Origin of the sequence: Streptomyces cyaneus (genome assembly GCF_004028635.1) — a bacterium.
Lineage (GTDB): Bacteria > Actinomycetota > Actinomycetes > Streptomycetales > Streptomycetaceae > Streptomyces > Streptomyces cyaneus.
In genome coordinates, this window is the sequence record NZ_RQJW01000007.1 from 341,501 (window position 1) to 358,492 (window position 16,992).

Sequence of the window (16,992 nt, forward strand, 5' to 3'; positions counted from 1 at the left end):
GTCAGCGTCTCCCAGTACTGACCGAGTCAGCGTACACAAAGTTGAGTCTATTCCGCTCAAGGTGGCCCCGGGAGGCTTGCGGCAGCTAGGTTTCCGGACCATGGCCGCATACCCCCAGGATCCGGGCGCGCCGGACGCGCCGTACCTCACCTTCTGGCAGGAGAGGCACCTGTGCACCCTGACGACCCTGCGCCCGGACGGCAGCCCGCATGTCGTACCCGTCGGCGTCACATACGACCCCGAGGCGCGACTTGCTCGGGTGATCACGAACAAGTCGAGCGCGAAGGTGGGCCACGTCCTGACCGCCGGCCCGGAGGGGGCGCAGGTCGCCGTGTGCCAGGTGGACGGGCGGCGGTGGGCGACGCTGGAGGGGACGGCGCACGTCCGCAGCGAGCCCGAGCGGGTCGCGGAGGCGGAGCGGCGGTACGCGCAGCGGTACGGGCGGACGCCGGCGCCGAATCCCGACCGGGTGGTCATCGAGATCGAGCTGCGGCGGGCGATGGGGCGAGGGTGACCCGAGGGTGATCGGGGCGCCGGGTTGGCCGGATACCGGGCGCCCGGTTTCAGCCACCGCCGGAACAGGCGGATACGGGGAAATGTCCCCGGAAAACTGCAGCGGCGTCACCGTGTTCAGGTCACGGTGACGCCGCTGCGGGGGGAAGCACCTGAGCGATCTGTTACGACGGGGGAATCGCGTCAGGCACTGCGGGGGGTGGCTGCGATGGTCGTTTGGGCCGGGGCTTCCGGCTCCACCAGGCGGTGGTCGCGCTGATCAAGATTGACGAAGATCATTCCGTACCGGATGGCACACCGCACAGGCTGCGGCGCCCCCCGAGGCCGCCGCAGACACCGGTAAGCCCGCACGTCCTCGTCCTCGTCCCGCGTGACGACCACCGGCTCGCCGAAAACGGTCACCATCAACGAGTCACCGGGGTGGGGGATCGCGGTGACCAGGTCGATGAAGTGCCAGCCGGAGCGGTAGGCGGTGGCCATTTCGCGGCGGAAGGAGCGGTCGTCGGGTGGAGTGGTCACATCCGCTCCCCCGAGTCACCGTCCGCGGAGGTCACCGACACATCCGCGCTGCTGGAACTCACGGCGGTGCTCGGCCAGTGAGTGTCAGCGCTGACGACACTCTCCGCGTCGGACTGCCCGCTCAGCGCTCCGAAGGTCACGACGACGGAGAAGGCGGCGACAAGTACCGAGCGAAGCATTCTCTTGCGCATAGTCGGCTTCGTCCTCACTTGAAAGTCTCCTCTTCCCCCGTCGGATAAGACGATGGCTCATTCAGGCACGTGCTGGCCACACAATCGGTGCATCATGTTCCTGCATGTTCAGGACCCTGGGGGGTGGAGATTTCGTGGCAAATCCGACTAAGGCGACGCATCCCCATGCGGAGACCGAACTGTGTGACGAGGGTGGCCGACTATATGCGCATGCCCTGCGCACCGGGCGTATCGCTCGCGTGGACGTGGAGTCGGCTCCCTGCCTGCTGGAGTTCGCCCTCCTCCACCCCGACCCCGACGACGCGAACTGGTTGCGCCCGGTTCCCCCGTCCGTCGCCCTGGCCGAGCGACTCCATCCCATAGAGCGCGACATCGCGGATCGCCGGCGGTTGTCCATCAAACTCACTGACGTCTTCGAGCCGTTCTTGGCTCTCGCGCACGCCGGCGAGGCCGATCACTCGATCACCGTGCTGGAGGGCAGCGCCCGGATCAACGCGGCACTCAACCTGGCCACGGCCCAGTGCCAGACCGATGTGCTCACGGTCCAACCCAGCGACGACCGCTACTCGGAGCGCAGCCTGCTCCAAGGGCTGGAACGGGACAAGCCGCTGATCGAACGCGGTGTGCGCATCCGGACGCTCTATCAGCACACCGCCCGGTACAGCCCCGAGAAGCTGGCGTACGTGGCCCAGCTCTCGAAAGGCAAGGCGGAGTACCGGACGATCGACGAAGTTGTGGAGCGCCTCATAGTCTGCGACGAGGCCGTCGCCTTCATCCCCACCCGCGACGACCAGCAGGTGGCTCTGGAGCTACGCCACCCCGGCCTCGTTCGGTACCTGATCAAGGTCTTCGAGTTCATGTGGGTGCGATCCGTCCCGTTGAGCGCCGGCGCCCCGTACGAGGCGGCCGCAGACGGCATCACGGACATTCAGCACTCCATCGCGAAGCTCCTCGTCGAGGGACACGTCGACGAGGCCATCGCCCGGCGCCTCGGGATGAACGTCCGGACGTGCCGCGCCCACATAGCCAAGCTCGCCGCGACCCTGGGCAGCGGCAGTCGTGCCCAACTCGGCTACCTCATAGCGCAGTCCGGAATCCTGGAACAGGAGCACTGAGTCCCAAGGAGAGGGCCGCGTGTGACCGCAGAGGCGCACAGCCACGAAGCGGACGAGTTGTGTGAGGCAGGTCTGAGGCTTTGTGCCCAGGCCCTGCGCGAGCGGCGTGTGAGCGTCCGCGAAGCCGGTGGCGCCCCGTGTCTGATCGACTTCGGATGAGCGCATCGCGGACGAGCGACGACGCGGGGAGCGGCCGGCCGAGACCTTCGAACCGCTCACGGGGGATCGCCGGGCAACGTACGGCAACGGCAGACCCATCGGCCATCCGCCTCGTCAGCCCCACAACGGCCACGATCCCGCCGCCCGCCTCCCTCGACCGGGATCAGTCCCTGCTCGACCGCGGCGGCCGCATCCGCACCCTCTATCAGCACACCCAGCGCCACACCCCCGCCGTGGTCGCCCGTTCGCCAAGGCCTTCGGCCGCCTGTGGCGCCTGGCCACCCTTATGCACCCAGAGGCCGTCCAGCCGCCCACCCTGAACGGCATCACCCCCCGCCGGCGCGCCATCGCGAGCCTCCTGGTCGAAGGCCACACCGACGCCGTCATAGGCGACCGCCTCGGCATGAACGTCCGCACCGCCCGCGTCCACATCGCCGAACTCGCGGCGACGCCGGGCAGCGAGAGCCGGGCCCAACTCGGCTATCTCATCGGCCAGTCGGGGATCCTGGACCAGGAACCCCCGGAACCCCAGGAACCCGAGGCATCCCCGGCACCCCGGCAACGCTGATCACCGCCGCCTCGGACGACGACGCCCGCGGCCGGTCCAACCCCACCTGCGCTATGCGCACCCCGAGCTGCGTACGGCTCGCCGCCCCCAGCGTCTCCGACAACCGCGCGATGTGCGCCCGGCACGTACGGACGCTTATCCCCAGCCGCTCCGCGATCACCGCGTCCTGATGGCCCTCGGCGAGCAGCGCGGCGATGGACTGCTCTCGGTGGGAGATGCCCTCGATGCCGGTGTCGGGGAGGGGTGCCGTGAGGGGGATCGCCAGGCGCCACAGGCGCTCGAACACCGTCACCAGGTAGTGGACGAGCGCCGGGTGCCGCAGCTCCAGCGCCAGCGTGCGGTCCGCGTTCGCCGGGATGAAGGCCACCGTACGGTCGAAGAGGATCAGCCGGTCGATCACCTCGTCCAGCGTGCGGGCCTCGACCGAATCGCCCATCAGTTCAAGGTAGTTGAGCAGGCCCTGACCGTGCCGGGCCACGTGCGTGTACAGGTCGCGCATCCGCACGCCCCGCCCCCGCAGCGCCATCGCCCGGTGCAGGCCCTCCGTCAGCTCGTGCTCGGGACGGATGCCGCCCGGCTGCACCGTCAGCACCTCCGACGTGCACGCCTCCGTCGCCGCGTCCAGGGCCCCCTGGATGCGGGAGGCACCGTCGAGCACCCGGATCGCCGTGCCCTCCGCGCCGGACGCCTGCGACGGACGGGGGCCGAGTCCGGCGTACCACTCGAACGCCGCCACCGCCGAGCCCACCCGCCGCTGGCTCGCGCTGACCTCGTCGTACACCCCGCGCAGCAGCCGTGTCATGACCTCCTGCGGGGAGGTCGGCACCAGCCAGTCCATGTCGTCGGGGTCGGGGTGCAGCAGCGCCAGTTCCAGCAGGCAGGGCACCGCCTCCGCCTCCCGGCGCGCCACACGGCCGCGTCGTACGGCCCGGGAATACACGCGATCCCCGGCCTCGCACAGTCGGTCGGCACCGTGTGGATGCTCCTCCGCCCCGTGCCCGGCCATCGCCCATCCACCCCCGGTTCTTGCCTCTTTCGCCGCCTCGCTCACCTCCGGAGCGCGGTGTCGACCTCTGCCGGGACAAACCGGGCCGGGCGTGGCCCTGGTCGACAGGCCCACCGTGCTCAGCCCTTCGGGCCTACGGGTTCGCTCGCGCTTCCGCAGCGCAACTATGCGCGGACGGGCCGTGCTCCGCAACACGGCTCACGCCGGGACAGCCGCCGTAATCCACCGGTATGTCCCGCTGTTTCCGGGCCTCCGCCCGTCGAGTTGCAACAAGCTGATGGTGCGGTCCCCAGCCTTTGCCGTGTGCGTCGCAAATCCCGCACACGACCGGGTGAACCGACCACCTCGACCACCGGAGGCCACGCTTCCGCGTGCCACCTCCCGGAAATCCCGCAGTGATCACGCCGTTACACACCCCACTTACCGTCAGGCCATGGCGGACATATTTGACGCGTACGCGTTGGCCGACGCGTGGGACGAGATGTTTGAGCGGCCGGGTGAGGTCAGGACCGCCTATGAGCCGGTGCTGGCTGCACTTCAGCCGATCGAGCCGAGTGAACTGCGCTTCAGGGCCGACCAGATGGCCCGGGCGTTCACCGACCGGGGCGTGACGTACGCCTTCGCGGGCGAGGAGCGGCCCTGGCCGCTGGACCTCGTGCCCAGGATCCTCGACGCGCTCGAGTGGGATCTCATACAACGCGGGGTGAGCCAGCGGGTCAGAGCGCTGGAGGCCTACCTCGCCGACGCCTACGGGCCCGCCCGCGCCTTCGAGGACGGTGTCGTGCCCTGGCGGCTGCTGCTCAACTCCCCCCACTTCCACAGATCGGCCCATGGGGTCGAGCCACCGGGCGGGGTTCGCATTCATGTCGCCGGGATCGACCTCGTACGGGACGAGGCCGGGGACTTCCGGGTGCTGGAAGACAATGTGCGCGTGCCCAGCGGGGTTTCGTACGTCATCGAGAACCGGCGAGCGATGACCCGGATCTTCCCCTCTCTCTTCGCCGAGCAGCATGTGCTGCCCGTCGACGGGTACACCCAGCGGCTCCTCGCCGCCCTGCGCGCCGCCGCGCCCGACGGGACCGACGATCCGCGCGTCGTCGTCCTCACCCCGGGCCCCAGCAACGCCGCCTACTTCGAGCACGCCCTGCTCGCCCGGCTGATGGGTGTGCAGCTCGTCGAGGGGCACGACCTGGTGTGCCGCAACAACCGTGTGTGGATGCGCACGACGCGCGGCGAGGTGCCCGTCCACGTCGTATACCGGCGGCTCGACGACGACTTCCTCGATCCCCTCCACTTCCGCCCCGACTCGGTGATCGGCTGCCCGGGCATCATGGGCGCCGCCATGGCGGGCAACGTCACACTCGCGAACGCCGTGGGCAACGGCATCGCCGACGACAAGCTCCTCTACACCTACGTCCCCGACCTCATCCGGTACTACCTCGGCCAGGAGCCGATCCTCCCGAACGTCGAGTCCTACCGTCCCGACGAGCCGGGGCAGTTGGACGTCGTCCTCGACCAGATCGAGCAGCTCGTCGTCAAGCCCGTCGACGGCGCCGGCGGTCAGGGCATCGTCATCGGACCCAAGGCCGACCGCGAGACCATCGAACGCACTCGCAAAGCCGTCATCGCCGACCCGCGCGGCTTCATCGCCCAGCGGCCCGTCGCCCTGTCCACCTCCCCGACCCTCGCGGGCGAGCGCATGGCACCGCGCCACATCGATCTGCGGCCCTTCGCCGTCAACGACGGCAACGATGTCTGGGTGCTGCCCGGCGGCCTCACACGAGTCGCCCTCCAGGAGGGCAACCTCATCGTCAACTCCAGCCAGGGCGGCGGCTCCAAGGACACCTGGGTGCTGGCCGAGGGCCCGGCGGAGTCGCCCGTGCCCCTGAGCGCCGGCGATCCGCTCGCTGTCGCGCCGCGGCAGCTCGGACCCGACGGCATCCCCACCGTCGTACAGGAAGGGGCGCAGCAGCAGTGAACGACGTGATCCTCTCCCGTATCGCCGAGGCCCTGACGTGGACCGGACGGTATGTCGAGCGCGCCGACGCCACGGGCCGCATCCTCGACGCCTATCTGCACCGCATGCTGGAGGACCCCTGGCGCGACGAGGACGTGGCGTGCCGGTCGTTGTACGCGATCCTCGGTATGGACGCCGGTGGTCAGCCGGTGGACATGCAGCAGGTCCTCGACCAGCTGGCCTTCGACGCCCGCTCCACGGGATCCATCGAGGGCGCCCTCGGGGCCGCCCGGCTGAACGCGCGCAGTGCCCGCGAGGCGGTGTCGTCGGAGATGTGGGAGTGCCTCAACTCCACCTGGCACGCCCTCGCCGACCAGCGGCTGGCGGCCCGGCGGACCGGCCCGTACGCGTATCTGGAGCTGGTGCGCAGACGCGCGGCGTTGTTCTTCGGGCTCGCCGACTCCACCATGAGCCGGGACGACAGTTGGCGCTTCGTGGTCCTCGGGCGCAGCCTTGAGCGGGTGGACATGACCGTACGGCTGCTGTCGGTGCGGGTGCTGGACGCCGCGCACGCGCCGGACTGGCCGACTCTGCTGAGCGCGTCCGGCGCGGACGAGGCGTACGCGCGCGTGTACGGCGGCTTCGGGGACACGCCACGGGTGGCCGAATTCCTTCTGCTGGACCGCGACTTCCCGCGCTCCGCACTGCACGCGCTGACCACGGCGGAGGAGTGCCTCACGGCGCTGGGCCGCCCCCGCCAGGACCCGGCGCGCCGCCCCATCGGGCGGATGCGCACCCGCCTCGAATACCTGGACACACACGCGCTGGAAGACCAACTGCCCCTGCTGCTGAAGGACTTGCAGCAGGCCTGCATGGCCTCGATGGACGCGGTGGCCGATCGGTTCTTCCCGTACCAGGGGCCCGTCGAGTGGGCCCAGGAAGGAGCGTGAGATGACCGCCCAGGTAACTCGCCGTCTCCGTATCAAGCACACCACCCGCGTCTCGTACGCCCAGCCGGCCGCGTCCTCGCACAACGAGGTCCGGATGACCCCGCTGACGCTGCCCGGCCAGACCACGCTGGACGCCCGGGTCACCGTCAGCCCGGCGGCCACCACCTGGGCGTACTGGGACTACTGGGGCACCCAGGTCACCGGCTTCGACCTGATGGACCCGCACGCCGACCTCACCATCACGGCCTCCAGCCTGGTGGAGACCCACCCGCCGGGCCCGCTCCCCGAGGCGCCCACATGGCGGGTGCTGGCGGAGGAGGTGGCCTCCTCCCGCCTGCTGGAGTTCGCCGGCCCTACCCCCCGTACGACCGTGCCCGCCCCGCTCGTCGAGAAGGCGCGGGAAGCGGCGGCCGGTCTCGATCCGCACGAGACGGCGATCGCGGTGTCGCTGCTGGTCGCCGACCGGGTGGCGTACCTCCCCGGCACCACGAGCGTGAACACCTCCGCCGCCGAGGCCTGGGAGCAGTGCGCGGGCGTCTGCCAGGACATCACCCACCTCACGATCGCGCTGCTGCGGGGAGTAGGCCTGCCCGCCCGCTACGTCTCCGGATACCTCCACCCCGAGCGGGAGGCGGAGCTGCACCGGCCGGTCGCCGGGCAGAGCCATGCCTGGATCGAGTACTGGGCGGGCGACTGGTGCGGCTACGACCCCACCAACCGGACGCGGGCCGACGAGTCCCATGTCGTCGTCGGCCGCGGCCGCGACTACGACGACGTCACCCCGCACAAGGGCATCTACCGCGGTGTGCCCGGCGGGCCGCCGGAGGTGACGGTGGAGTTCACGCGGGTGGCGTGAACGGTCCGGGGCAGGTGGCGGCCGGGAGAGGGTTGCGGGTGTTGCGGCCTGACTCCCGGCCGTTCACGTGTCAGCTCGCGTGTCAGCGGCCGACCATGAACTCCAGCGAGGAGCCCTGCTCACCGACCCGCCCATAGGCGTCCACGGCGTACACGGTCGCCATGCACGGGCCGTTGTACGTCGGGGTCCACTCGATGCCGCCCGTCGTGCTCAGCCGCGTACCGCTGGACCCGCAGGCACCGTCGATCTCCCAGGAGTACCCCTTCAGCACGCGCCCCTCGTCCCCGGCACCGGGCTTGGCCGTGATCTGGACGGGCCACCGTGTGCCGCCCGAGGCGACCAGCGTCAGCTGCGGTGCCGCCGGCCCGCTCGCGGTGGCCGGGGTGAGCCGGTCGACGGTGACCTGGCCGGACGGCACCGACTCGGCGCCCGCGCCGTCGACGGCGACGACGTAGTAGTACGCCTTGCCCTGCGGGGCGGAGGTGTCGTCGTACGACGTCTGCGACGCACCGGTGCTCCCGGCGAGCACCCAGCCGCCGACGGCCTCGGTACGCCGATAGACGCGGAAGCCGGTGACGTCGCCCCCGGACGGGGTCCAGGTGAGCCGGGTGTGCGCGTCGGCGGGCGTGCCCTGCGCCGTGGTCGGGGCGGGGACGTCGGATGCCACCGGTCGGGTGACCGTCACCGGATCGGAGACGGGAGCGAGATTCCCGGCGGCGTCGACGGCCTGCACCTTGTAGGTGTACGCCGTCCCCGGGGCGGCCGTGGTATCCGTCCACGACTTACCCCAGACAGGCTGCGGACCGTCCGGATCCGTCTCCCCTACCGGCGCGCCCCACACCTCGTAGTGATCGACGTCCTTCGCCGAAGGGGCCTGCCACGTCACCGAGTTGCCTGCCGTGGTCCCCAGCGCCGCCAGCCCCGTGGCCTTGTCCGGCGCCGTCCGGTCGGCGGTGGTCACGGCCTGGTCCGCGGTACCGGTCGAGACGTTGCCGGCTTTGTCGTAGGCGCGGATCTCGTAGTAGTAGGTGTCGCCGGTGACCGGGAGGGTGGCGTCGGTGTAGGTGGTGGAGGTGGAGGTGGTCGTCGCGAGGGGCGTGCCGGGGAAGGCGGCGCCCTTGAGGCGGCGGTAGACGCGGTAACCCGCGAGGTCCATCTCCTTGTTCTTCGCCCAGGTCAGCTTCGCCTTGCCGGTCGTCGCGTCGTACGCCACCGAAGTCCCGGTCGGCGTGAGCGGCTTGACCTTGTCGACGGTCGCGGAGGTCCGGGGCGTGTAGGCGAACTTGACCTTGGCGCTGCCGGTCCAGTTGACGTAGTCGACACGCAGGGTGTGCTTGCCGGACGGGACGGTGACGTTGACGGTCTTGGACACCGTGGAGGAAACGTTCTTCCACAGGTCGATCTTGCGGCTGCCGTCGAGGTACACCCGGATGCCGTCCAGCCCGGAGGCGGCGAGGGAGAACGGCCCGCCGGAGCCGAAGTCCCGGGTCACGCTCCAGCGCACACCGAAGTTGTCGCGCGGCAGACCGGTGGCCGGGGCCCCGCTCCAGCTCTGGTCGATCGCGTCGTCGCAGTCGGTCTTCTTCGGCGTACCGGAGAAGGTGGTGTTCGCGAAGAACTGCCGCTTGAAGACCGGTGAGTTGCAGGTCGTGGCGGCGGAGGCGGGCGTGGCGACGGCGGTGAGCAGGCCGCCCGCGGTGGCGAGTACGACTGCGGTCGCGGCCGCTGCGGTCGTACGTCGGGCTGGGGTCATTCGGTCCTCAGGTCGTGATCAGGACAGCCCGTCCGTGGGCTGTCCTGATCACGACTCTCGAGGAGCTGGGTTGGTTGTACGGGTGCGCGGGCGCGTCGCCGTTACTTCAGTCCGATGGACGCGCAGTCCGCCTTGTACGTGGCCGTGCAGATCTCGGACAGCTGGTAGATCCCGTCGGCGATGACGGTCTCCTTGATGTTGTCCTGGGTCAGGGCGACCACGGGGACCAGCAGGGCCCGGATGTCCTGGTCGGTCGGGCTGTCGACCTGGTCCTGGGTGAGGGAGTCGAACTGGATGTCGTGGCCCTGGACCTTGGCCACGGCCATCTCCGCGGCGCTCTCCGCCTCCTGCGGGTACGACTTGTACACGCTCATGTACTGCTCGCCGCTCACGATCCGCTGGACGCCGTCCAGTTCGGCGTCCTGCCCGGTGATCGGCGGCAGCTTGGTCACGCCCGCGGCCTGCAGGGCCTTGATGACACCGGCGGCCATGCCGTCGTTGGCGGAGTAGACGCCCTTGATGTTGTTCAGGCCGATGGACTTGATCGCCTGGGCCATGTTGGCCTGGGCGTTCTCCGGCTTCCAGTCCTTGGTGTCGTAGGACTTGGCGATGTCCACCGAGCCGTTGAGCTCGGAGAGGGCGCCCGCCTTGAACTGCTTGGCGTTGGGGTCGGTGGGCGAGCCGTTCATCATGACGATCTTGTCGGACGAATCGACGCCCGAGCCGCCGTCCATGGCCTCCAGGAGGGTGCGGCCCTGGACCTCGCCGACCAGTTCGTTGTCGAAGGAGACGTAGGCGTCGATCGGTCCCTCGGCCAGGCGGTCGTAGGCGATGACCGGGATCCCGGCGTCCTTGGCCTTCTGCACGCCGTCGGCGATGGCGTGCGAGTCGACGGCGTCCAGCAGGATCACGTCGACCTGGTCGTCGATCATCTTCTGCAGCTGGCTCGCCTGCTTCTTGGCGTCCGCGTCCGCGTTCAGGTAGACGACCTTGCCCTGCTTGTCCGTGAGCTCCTGGACCTTGTTCCGGATGATGGGGTAGTCGAACTTGTCGTAGCGCGTGTTCGCCGTCTCCGGCAGGAGCAGCCCCACGGTGATGTCGTTGCCCTTGGTCGGGCTCGCCTCACTGCTGTCCCCGGTGACGCCCAGTGCCCCGCACGCGGCCAGCGAAAGGGTCATCGTCGACGCGGCGGCCACGGCTGTGGCGGTACGGCGCAGGGGGCGCATGGGACGCATAGAGGAGCTCACTTCTGGTGCCTTCGGGACACGGGCGCGCCATTGCGCCCAGATGTCTGAAAAGACAACGCGTCGGCAACCCTCAGCGTCAAGCGGAACTACTTAACGAGTGCGCAACGCAACGCTCCGCAGTCCATGTAAAGACATGGAGGAATCCCTCCAAACGCCCTTTACGCCCCCTCCATCGAACGTTGACCGAACACCCGACCAAGATCCGTACAACCAACTCCATTCCCCGCGAGTCGTGATCACGACGGCCTCCCGACTGCCGTTCCGCACTCGACCAGGGGATCGAATGAACCCAGCCAGACGCACGACCGCCGCAGCCGCGACGACGGTCGTGCTCGCCGCCGCGGGCACCCTGCTCACGCCACCGCCCGCGTCCGCCGCCGTGACCTGCGCCTCACCCGTCTTCAAGCGGCAGTTCTTCGCGAATACTTCCTTTTCGGGCACCCCGAAGAAGACCGACTGCGACAGCGCGATCAGCGAGAACTGGGGCACCGGCGTCCCGGCCTCCGGTCTGCCGAAGGACAACTTCGGTGTGCGCTGGACCGTGACCCGGGACTTCGGCTCCGGCGGCCCCTTCGCCTTCACCGCCGCCGCCCAGGACGGCATCCGGGTCTACCTCGACGGCGCGCGCAAGATCGACCTGTGGAAGAACGTGTCCGCCACGGTGTCCAAGACCGTCAACGTCACCGTCCCCTCCGGCAAGCACACCCTCCGCGTCGACCACGTCAACCGGTCCGGGTCGGCGAACGTCAAGTTCGGGTACGCACCGAGGACTTCGGCGACCGTCGACAAGGTCAAGCCCTTGCCCCCGACCGGGACTTCGGCGTCGTACGACGCCACGACCGGCAAGGCGAAGCTGACCTGGGCGAAGAACAAGGAGATGGACCTCGCGGGTTACCGCGTCTACCGCCGCCTCAAGGGCAGCGACAGCTGGAAGAAGCTGGCCACCACGTCGGCGGCCTCGTACACCGACACCCCGCAGGCGACGGGCGAGACGTACTACTACGAGATCCGCGCCTACGACAAGGCGGGCAACGAGTCGTCCGGCGGCGCCGACCGTCCGGTCACGACGCCGGACAGGACCCCGCCCGCGGTTCCCTCCGGGACCGCGGTGACGGACGGTCAGCCGGGTGTCTCGGTGTCCTGGAAGGCGGTGCCCGGGGCGACGGAGTACCTCGTGCACCGGCGCTGGGAGGACGACGGCGGCGACAACCCCGTCGTGCAGGTGGCAAGGGTGACGGCCACCTCGTGGCTGGACACCAAGGTCCAGGACCGGCTGATGTACAGCTACTGGATCACCGCGCTGGACGCCGCCGGCAACAAGTCGGCCAGATCGGCGCCCCTCTTCCTCGAGCGCGGCGACTGGGCGCCCTCCGCACCCACCGGTCTGACGGCCGCCGCGCAGGCGGGCAGCGGCATCGCGCTCAGCTGGAAGGCACCCGCCACGCCGATCACGCACGACCTGTCGTCCTACCGGATCTACCGGAACGGCCGACTCATCGACGAGGTCGGCCGCACGCGAACCTCCTACACCGACACCGGCGTCCGGCAGAGCAGGGCGTACACGTACACGGTGACCGCCGTGGACACCCAGGACCAGGAGTCCGCCCCGTCGGCATCGGTCACCGGCACCGCGCCCGCCACGGGGCTCGCCCCAGCCGCCGTCACCGGACTGAGCGGCGTCGTGAACGGCAGCGACGTCGAGCTGCGGTGGGAGCGCAGCCCCGAGGACGACGTCGACCGCTACGACATCTATCGCGCCGTCCAGGTCGACGGCGTCTGGCAGTACGAGAAGTGGGGCGAGCAGTACCAGGTCTGGGACGTCGAGCCGACGGTGTTCCATGCCGTGGAGCTCTACGAGCCGCAGGGCGAGACGTCGCGGTGGGCCGTGGTCGCCGTGGACCGGGCGGGTAACTCCCGCTTCACCAGCGGTGAGGACTTCTCGTACGTCACCGTCACGGAGCCGGTGAGCGCTCCGGAGAGCACCACCTCCTAGCCGATAGTCAAAAATTCACAGGCAAGTCCGTACAACCCATGGCCCGCTCCACGAGTCGTGATCGTCACCAGCCTTCCCCGGCCTACGACGATCACGTCCGAGGAATCCATGAACCCAGCCAGACGCACGACCCCCGCGGCCGCCGCCGCTGTCGTGCTCGCCACCGCGGCCGGCCTGCTCACCACGGCCACCGCACCCTCCGCCGCCGCGACGACCTGCACCTCGCCCGTCTTCAAGCGGCAGTTCTTCGCGAACACCACCTTCTCCGGTACGCCGAAGAAGACCGACTGCGACAACGCCATCGACCAGAGCTGGAGCGGGGCCCCCGCCACCGGTCTGCCCCGCGACAACTTCGGTGTGCGCTGGAGCGTGACCCGGGACTTCGGCTCCGGCGGGCCGTTCTCCCTCGCCGCCTCCGGGCTGGACGGCATCCGCGTCTACCTCGACGGCACCCGCAAGATCGACCTGTGGAAGAACACCTCCACGACCGTCTCCAAGACCGTCAACGTCACCATCCCCGCCGGCAAGCACACCCTGCGCGTCGACTACGTCAACTGGACCGGCAGCGCCAAGGTCAAGTTCGCCTACACGCCGCGCACCTCCGCCACCGTCGACAAGGTCAAGCCCCTCGCCCCGGCCGGCCTGTCCTGGGACTCCTACACCGACGCGGAGAACCTGCCGGTCACCATGCTCGCCTGGGTGAAGAACAAGGAGATGGACCTCGCCGGCTATCGCGCCTACCGGCGCGTGCAGGGCACGAGCACCTGGACCCTGGTGGCCACGACCACCGGCACGACCGTCCACGACAGCACGCCGGCGACGGGGAAGTCGTACTACTACGAGGTCCGCGCCTACGACAAGGCCGGCAACGAGTCCACCGGCACCGCCGACGCGGGCCCCGTCGAGACACCCGACCGCACCGCGCCCGCCGCGCCGGTCCTGACCGCCGAGGGCGTCGAGGCCTCCAACAACCTCTCCTGGACGGCCTCCGCCGACGCGGTCTCCTACCGGGTCTTCCGCAAGACCGACTCGACGACCACGTACACCGAGGTCGCCGACATCACGACCACGACCTACACGGACACCTCGGCCACGTACGGCCGCGCCTACGACTACAAGGTCAGCGCGATCGACGCGGTCGGCAATGCGGCGGCCTCCAACGTCGTGCGCAGCACCCGGACCATCACCCCGCCGCAGAACGTGACGGCGACGGTGCCGAGTTGGGGCGCGGTGTTCACCTGGACCGAGCCGGCCGGCGGTGACACCGCCGACTACGAGGTCTACCGCTCCAAGACCTCGCCGGTGGCCCTGACCTACGACAACCTCACCGACTGCCGCAGCCGCAAGACCAGCACGGACGCCGCCGGCAACACGGTCCGCAGCTGCACGGACTACGACGGCGACCAGGGCGCCACGTACCGCTACGTGATGACCCGGAAGAACACCGCCGGGCGCTGGTCCACGGGTTCCGCGGAGATGACCGTCACCCGGCCCGGCGACGAGATCCCGCCCCCGCCGGTGGCGAACCTGACCGCCGAGCCCCTGGAGTACGGCGTCAAGCTGGACTGGGACGACAGCACGGCGGCGGACCTGGAGAAGTACTGGGTCTACGAGGACCTGTCGTGCTGCGAGCCGGACTACCTCGGCACGGTCCCCGCGGGCACCTCCGAGTTCGTCGTGGGCCCGTCCGTGGCGGACGGCGAGACGCGGACGTACATCGTCGTGGCCGTCGACAAGTACGGCAACTCCCTTACGTACCAGGACGAGGCGGACATCGATGACTGGAGTGGGCCCGTCTCCAAGGTCACCGTCACCGAGCTCGACCTCAGGCCGACGAACGTCCCCGAGGACACCGCGCCCTGCTCCGTGACCACCTACACGACCCTCGGCGACCACGGCGGCATGTACATCGACTGCGCCGACTCGGTGGCCACGGAGGCCGCCGGCATCAACGTGTACCGGTGGGACCGCGCGACGAGCACCTACGTCAAGGTGACGGACGTACCGCTGGCGCCGACCGCCACCAACTACACCGACACCACCATCCCCAGGGGCACTACGGTCTATTACATGCTCTCGGTCGTCGCGGCCGACGGCTCCGAGACCTTCAGCAACGTGGACTCCAGCGTGTCCCTGCCGAGCGGAGCGTGAACCCGATGAAAGCCGCCGCACCCACAGCCGCCGCAGTCGTGCTCGCCACCGCAGGTGGCCTGCTCACCGCGGTCGCCGCGCCCGCCTCCGCCGCCACGACCTGCAACTCACCGGTCTACAAGCGGCAGTTCTTCGCGAACACCACCTTCTCCGGCACCCCGAAGAAGACGGACTGCGACAGCGCGATCAGCGAGAGCTGGGGCGCGGGCGCCCCGGCCACCGGTCTGCCGACGAACAACTTCGGCGTCCGCTGGACCGTGACACGGGACTTCGGCTCCGGCGGTCCCTTCGCGTTCACCGCCGCCGCGCAGGACGGCATCCGCGTCTACCTCGACGGCGTCCGCAAGATCGACATCTGGAAAAACGTCTCGTCGACGGTGACCAAGACCGTCAATCTCACCGTCCCCAAGGGCAAGCACACCCTGCGGATCGACTACGTCAACTGGACCGGCTCCGCCAACGTCAAGTTCACGTACGCCCCGCGCACCTCGGCCACCGTCGACAAGGTCAAGCCGCTGACGCCGCTGGACCCGCTGGTGTCGTACAACACGGCGACCAACGAGACGAAGCTGAGCTGGACGAAGAACCAGGAGATGGACCTCGCCGGCTACCGCGTCTACCGGCGTCTGCGCGGCAGCACCAGCTGGACCAAGGTGGGGACGACCACGGCGACGACCCTCACCAACACGCCGCCCGCGACCGGCGCCGACTACTACTACGAGATCCGCGCTTACGACAAGGCCGGCAACGAGTCCACCGGCACCGCCGACGCGCTGGTCACCAGCATCGTGCTGCAGACGCCCGACCTCACCGCGTCCGCGACCGACACCGGTGCCGAACTGAGCTGGTCGGGGGTGCACGGCGGGGTGATCTACCGCGTGCAGCGAACCGACTTCTACGGCGCCGTCACCAAGTCCTGGGACCTCAAGTACACCCTGAGCCTCACCGACGACACGCTCGCGCGGGGCGAGCCCGTCAAGTACCGGGTGGCGGCGGTGGACGGCTCGGGCCATGTATCGCCGTTCACCGACCTCCAGACGGTGACCCGCCCACTGGCCACACCCCGCGAGCTCACGGCGACCGCGGGCATCGGCAGCGCGACCCTGCAGTGGACGATGAAGCCGGAGGACGCCCCGTACAGCGAGTTCCGTGTCTACCGCTCGACGACACTGCCCGTGAGCACGTCGACGGCCCAGTCGGTGACCTGTACGACCACCTTCACCACCCTCTCCGACGGGTCCCGCCGCTACAGCTGCGGCGACTTCTCCGCCGAGGAGGGCACGACCTACCACTACGCGGTACAGGCCGTGCAGTGGCCCAACCTCTCCCGTCTGTCCAACACCGCGACCATCACCACGCTCACCTCGGACAAGGCCCCGGCCGCCGTCACGGGCCTGACGGCCACGGCGACGGAGTACGGCATCGAGCTGGACTGGGCCGACAACACCGAGGAGGACATGCACCGGTACGTGGTCTACCGGGGCCGGCTGCTCGGCGACCCGGGTGACGAACAGGTGTGCTCCGGCTCGGAGTGGGCGTACCTCTCCCACGCCACCAGCTCCTACCGCGACGTCACGCTCCCCGACGGCGACGAGCTCTGCTACTTCGTGGACGCCCGGGACCAGGCGGGCAACTCCAGTTTCAGGTCGACCGGCAACGCGATCGCGGTCGTCGTGAACGAGCTGGACCTGACCCCGACCGTCGCCACCCCGGAGGGCTCACCGCTCACCGTGACGGCGACCAAGTGGGACCTGGAGGACGCCCGCGTCCACCTCTCCTGGAACGAGCTCGACTCCGCGACCGGCTACGACGTCCACCGCTGGAACCCGGTCAGCAAGCAGTACGAGCTGCTGACGACCACCTCCGACCGCTGGTACTACGACACCACCGCGCCGAAGGGCACCACCCACTTCTACCGGGTGACCGCCCACTTCGCCGACGGCACACAGTCCCTGCCCGGCACCGACCACGTGATCCTGGAGCCATAAGGGGCAGCAAACCAACAGCCGAGGGG

General features: G+C 69.6%; 13 protein-coding genes and 1 pseudogene. 9 read left to right on the forward strand and 5 right to left on the reverse strand.

Annotation, left to right across the window (positions count from 1 at the left end):
- Nucleotides 1-100: 100 nt before the first annotated feature.
- A complete protein-coding gene (locus EHO50_RS26950; protein ID WP_128433788.1) occupies nt 101-514 on the forward strand; it encodes a pyridoxamine 5'-phosphate oxidase family protein in 414 nt (137 codons plus the stop codon).
- A gap of 182 nt (nt 515-696) precedes the next feature.
- On the opposite strand, the gene EHO50_RS26955 is transcribed toward EHO50_RS26950, so the two are convergent.
- Together EHO50_RS26955 and EHO50_RS26960 are read right to left on the reverse strand one after the other, a co-directional pair.
- On the reverse strand, nt 697-1,032 hold the full coding sequence (locus tag EHO50_RS26955) for a Rieske (2Fe-2S) protein (RefSeq protein ID WP_128433789.1): 336 nt from the start codon (nt 1,030-1,032) through the stop codon (nt 697-699).
- Complete coding sequence (locus EHO50_RS26960) at nt 1,029-1,223, reverse strand: hypothetical protein (protein ID WP_246101470.1); 195 nt, start codon at nt 1,221-1,223, stop codon at nt 1,029-1,031. The genes EHO50_RS26955 and EHO50_RS26960 overlap by 4 nt, the downstream gene beginning before the upstream one ends.
- Nucleotides 1,224-1,327: 104 nt before the next feature.
- Here EHO50_RS26960 and EHO50_RS26965 point away from each other — a divergent pair, with 104 nt between their 5' ends.
- Together EHO50_RS26965 and EHO50_RS26970 are read left to right on the forward strand one after the other, a co-directional pair.
- Complete coding sequence (locus EHO50_RS26965; RefSeq protein WP_128433790.1) at nt 1,328-2,338, forward strand: helix-turn-helix domain-containing protein; 1,011 nt, start codon at nt 1,328-1,330, stop codon at nt 2,336-2,338.
- Between the two features lie 21 nt (nt 2,339-2,359).
- Nucleotides 2,360-3,065: pseudogene (locus EHO50_RS26970) on the forward strand (helix-turn-helix transcriptional regulator).
- Here the strand turns inward: EHO50_RS26970 and EHO50_RS26975 are convergent.
- The gene (locus EHO50_RS26975) at nt 2,983-4,071 is read right to left on the reverse strand and encodes a helix-turn-helix transcriptional regulator (protein ID WP_128433791.1); all 1,089 of its coding nucleotides are present in this window, start codon (nt 4,069-4,071) and stop codon (nt 2,983-2,985) included. The pseudogene EHO50_RS26970 and the gene EHO50_RS26975 overlap by 83 nt on opposite strands.
- 433 nt (nt 4,072-4,504) lie before the next feature.
- On the opposite strand from EHO50_RS26975, the gene EHO50_RS26980 reads away from it, so the two are divergent.
- Genes EHO50_RS26980 through EHO50_RS26990 form a run of 3 tightly spaced genes read left to right on the forward strand, consistent with a single transcriptional unit; the run spans nt 4,505 to nt 7,834 of the window.
- Entirely contained in the window at nt 4,505-6,049 is a 1,545-nt protein-coding gene (locus tag EHO50_RS26980; RefSeq protein ID WP_128433792.1) for a circularly permuted type 2 ATP-grasp protein, read from the forward strand.
- Entirely contained in the window at nt 6,046-6,978 is a 933-nt protein-coding gene (locus EHO50_RS26985; protein WP_128433793.1) for an alpha-E domain-containing protein, read from the forward strand. Before EHO50_RS26980 ends, EHO50_RS26985 begins: the two co-directional genes overlap by 4 nt.
- A 1-nt stretch (nt 6,979) precedes the next feature.
- The gene (locus tag EHO50_RS26990; RefSeq protein ID WP_128433794.1) at nt 6,980-7,834 is read left to right on the forward strand and encodes a transglutaminase family protein; all 855 of its coding nucleotides are present in this window, start codon (nt 6,980-6,982) and stop codon (nt 7,832-7,834) included.
- Nucleotides 7,835-7,916: 82 nt separating this feature from the next.
- Here the strand turns inward: EHO50_RS26990 and EHO50_RS26995 are convergent, their stop codons facing one another.
- Nucleotides 7,917-9,587, reverse strand: coding sequence for a PA14 domain-containing protein (locus tag EHO50_RS26995; protein WP_128433795.1), 1,671 nt, complete (start codon nt 9,585-9,587; stop codon nt 7,917-7,919).
- A 101-nt stretch (nt 9,588-9,688) separates the two neighbouring features.
- Nucleotides 9,689-10,813, reverse strand: a complete 1,125-nt coding sequence (locus EHO50_RS27000) for a sugar ABC transporter substrate-binding protein (RefSeq protein ID WP_425472275.1) — start codon at nt 10,811-10,813, stop codon at nt 9,689-9,691.
- A 304-nt stretch (nt 10,814-11,117) separates the two neighbouring features.
- Here EHO50_RS27000 and EHO50_RS27005 point away from each other — a divergent pair, with 304 nt between their 5' ends.
- The 3 genes from EHO50_RS27005 (at nt 11,118) to EHO50_RS27015 (ending at nt 16,966) form a co-directional block, all read left to right on the forward strand.
- The gene (locus EHO50_RS27005; RefSeq protein WP_128433796.1) at nt 11,118-12,827 is read left to right on the forward strand and encodes a fibronectin type III domain-containing protein; all 1,710 of its coding nucleotides are present in this window, start codon (nt 11,118-11,120) and stop codon (nt 12,825-12,827) included.
- 108 nt (nt 12,828-12,935) lie between these two features.
- On the forward strand, nt 12,936-14,978 hold the full coding sequence (locus tag EHO50_RS27010; RefSeq protein ID WP_128433797.1) for a PA14 domain-containing protein: 2,043 nt from the start codon (nt 12,936-12,938) through the stop codon (nt 14,976-14,978).
- A gap of 5 nt (nt 14,979-14,983) precedes the next feature.
- The gene (locus tag EHO50_RS27015; RefSeq protein WP_128433798.1) at nt 14,984-16,966 is read left to right on the forward strand and encodes a PA14 domain-containing protein; all 1,983 of its coding nucleotides are present in this window, start codon (nt 14,984-14,986) and stop codon (nt 16,964-16,966) included.
- Nucleotides 16,967-16,992: the final 26 nt, after the last annotated feature.

Bases quoted from the DNA above. Each gene is read 5' to 3' on its own strand.
- EHO50_RS26980 (WP_128433792.1), top strand. From the start codon at position 4,505: ATGGCGGACATATTTGACGCGTACGCGTTGGCCGACGCGTGGGACGAG.
- EHO50_RS26975 (WP_128433791.1), bottom strand. From the start codon at position 4,071: ATGGCCGGGCACGGGGCGGAGGAGCATCCACACGGTGCCGACCGACTG.
- EHO50_RS26950 (WP_128433788.1), top strand. From the start codon at position 101: ATGGCCGCATACCCCCAGGATCCGGGCGCGCCGGACGCGCCGTACCTC.
- EHO50_RS27015 (WP_128433798.1), top strand. From the start codon at position 14,984: ATGAAAGCCGCCGCACCCACAGCCGCCGCAGTCGTGCTCGCCACCGCA.
- EHO50_RS27000 (WP_425472275.1), bottom strand. From the start codon at position 10,813: ATGCGCCCCCTGCGCCGTACCGCCACAGCCGTGGCCGCCGCGTCGACG.
- EHO50_RS26960 (WP_246101470.1), bottom strand. From the start codon at position 1,223: ATGCGCAAGAGAATGCTTCGCTCGGTACTTGTCGCCGCCTTCTCCGTC.
- EHO50_RS27010 (WP_128433797.1), top strand. From the start codon at position 12,936: ATGAACCCAGCCAGACGCACGACCCCCGCGGCCGCCGCCGCTGTCGTG.
- EHO50_RS26965 (WP_128433790.1), top strand. From the start codon at position 1,328: ATGTTCAGGACCCTGGGGGGTGGAGATTTCGTGGCAAATCCGACTAAG.
- EHO50_RS27005 (WP_128433796.1), top strand. From the start codon at position 11,118: ATGAACCCAGCCAGACGCACGACCGCCGCAGCCGCGACGACGGTCGTG.
- EHO50_RS26990 (WP_128433794.1), top strand. From the start codon at position 6,980: ATGACCGCCCAGGTAACTCGCCGTCTCCGTATCAAGCACACCACCCGC.
- EHO50_RS26995 (WP_128433795.1), bottom strand. From the start codon at position 9,587: ATGACCCCAGCCCGACGTACGACCGCAGCGGCCGCGACCGCAGTCGTA.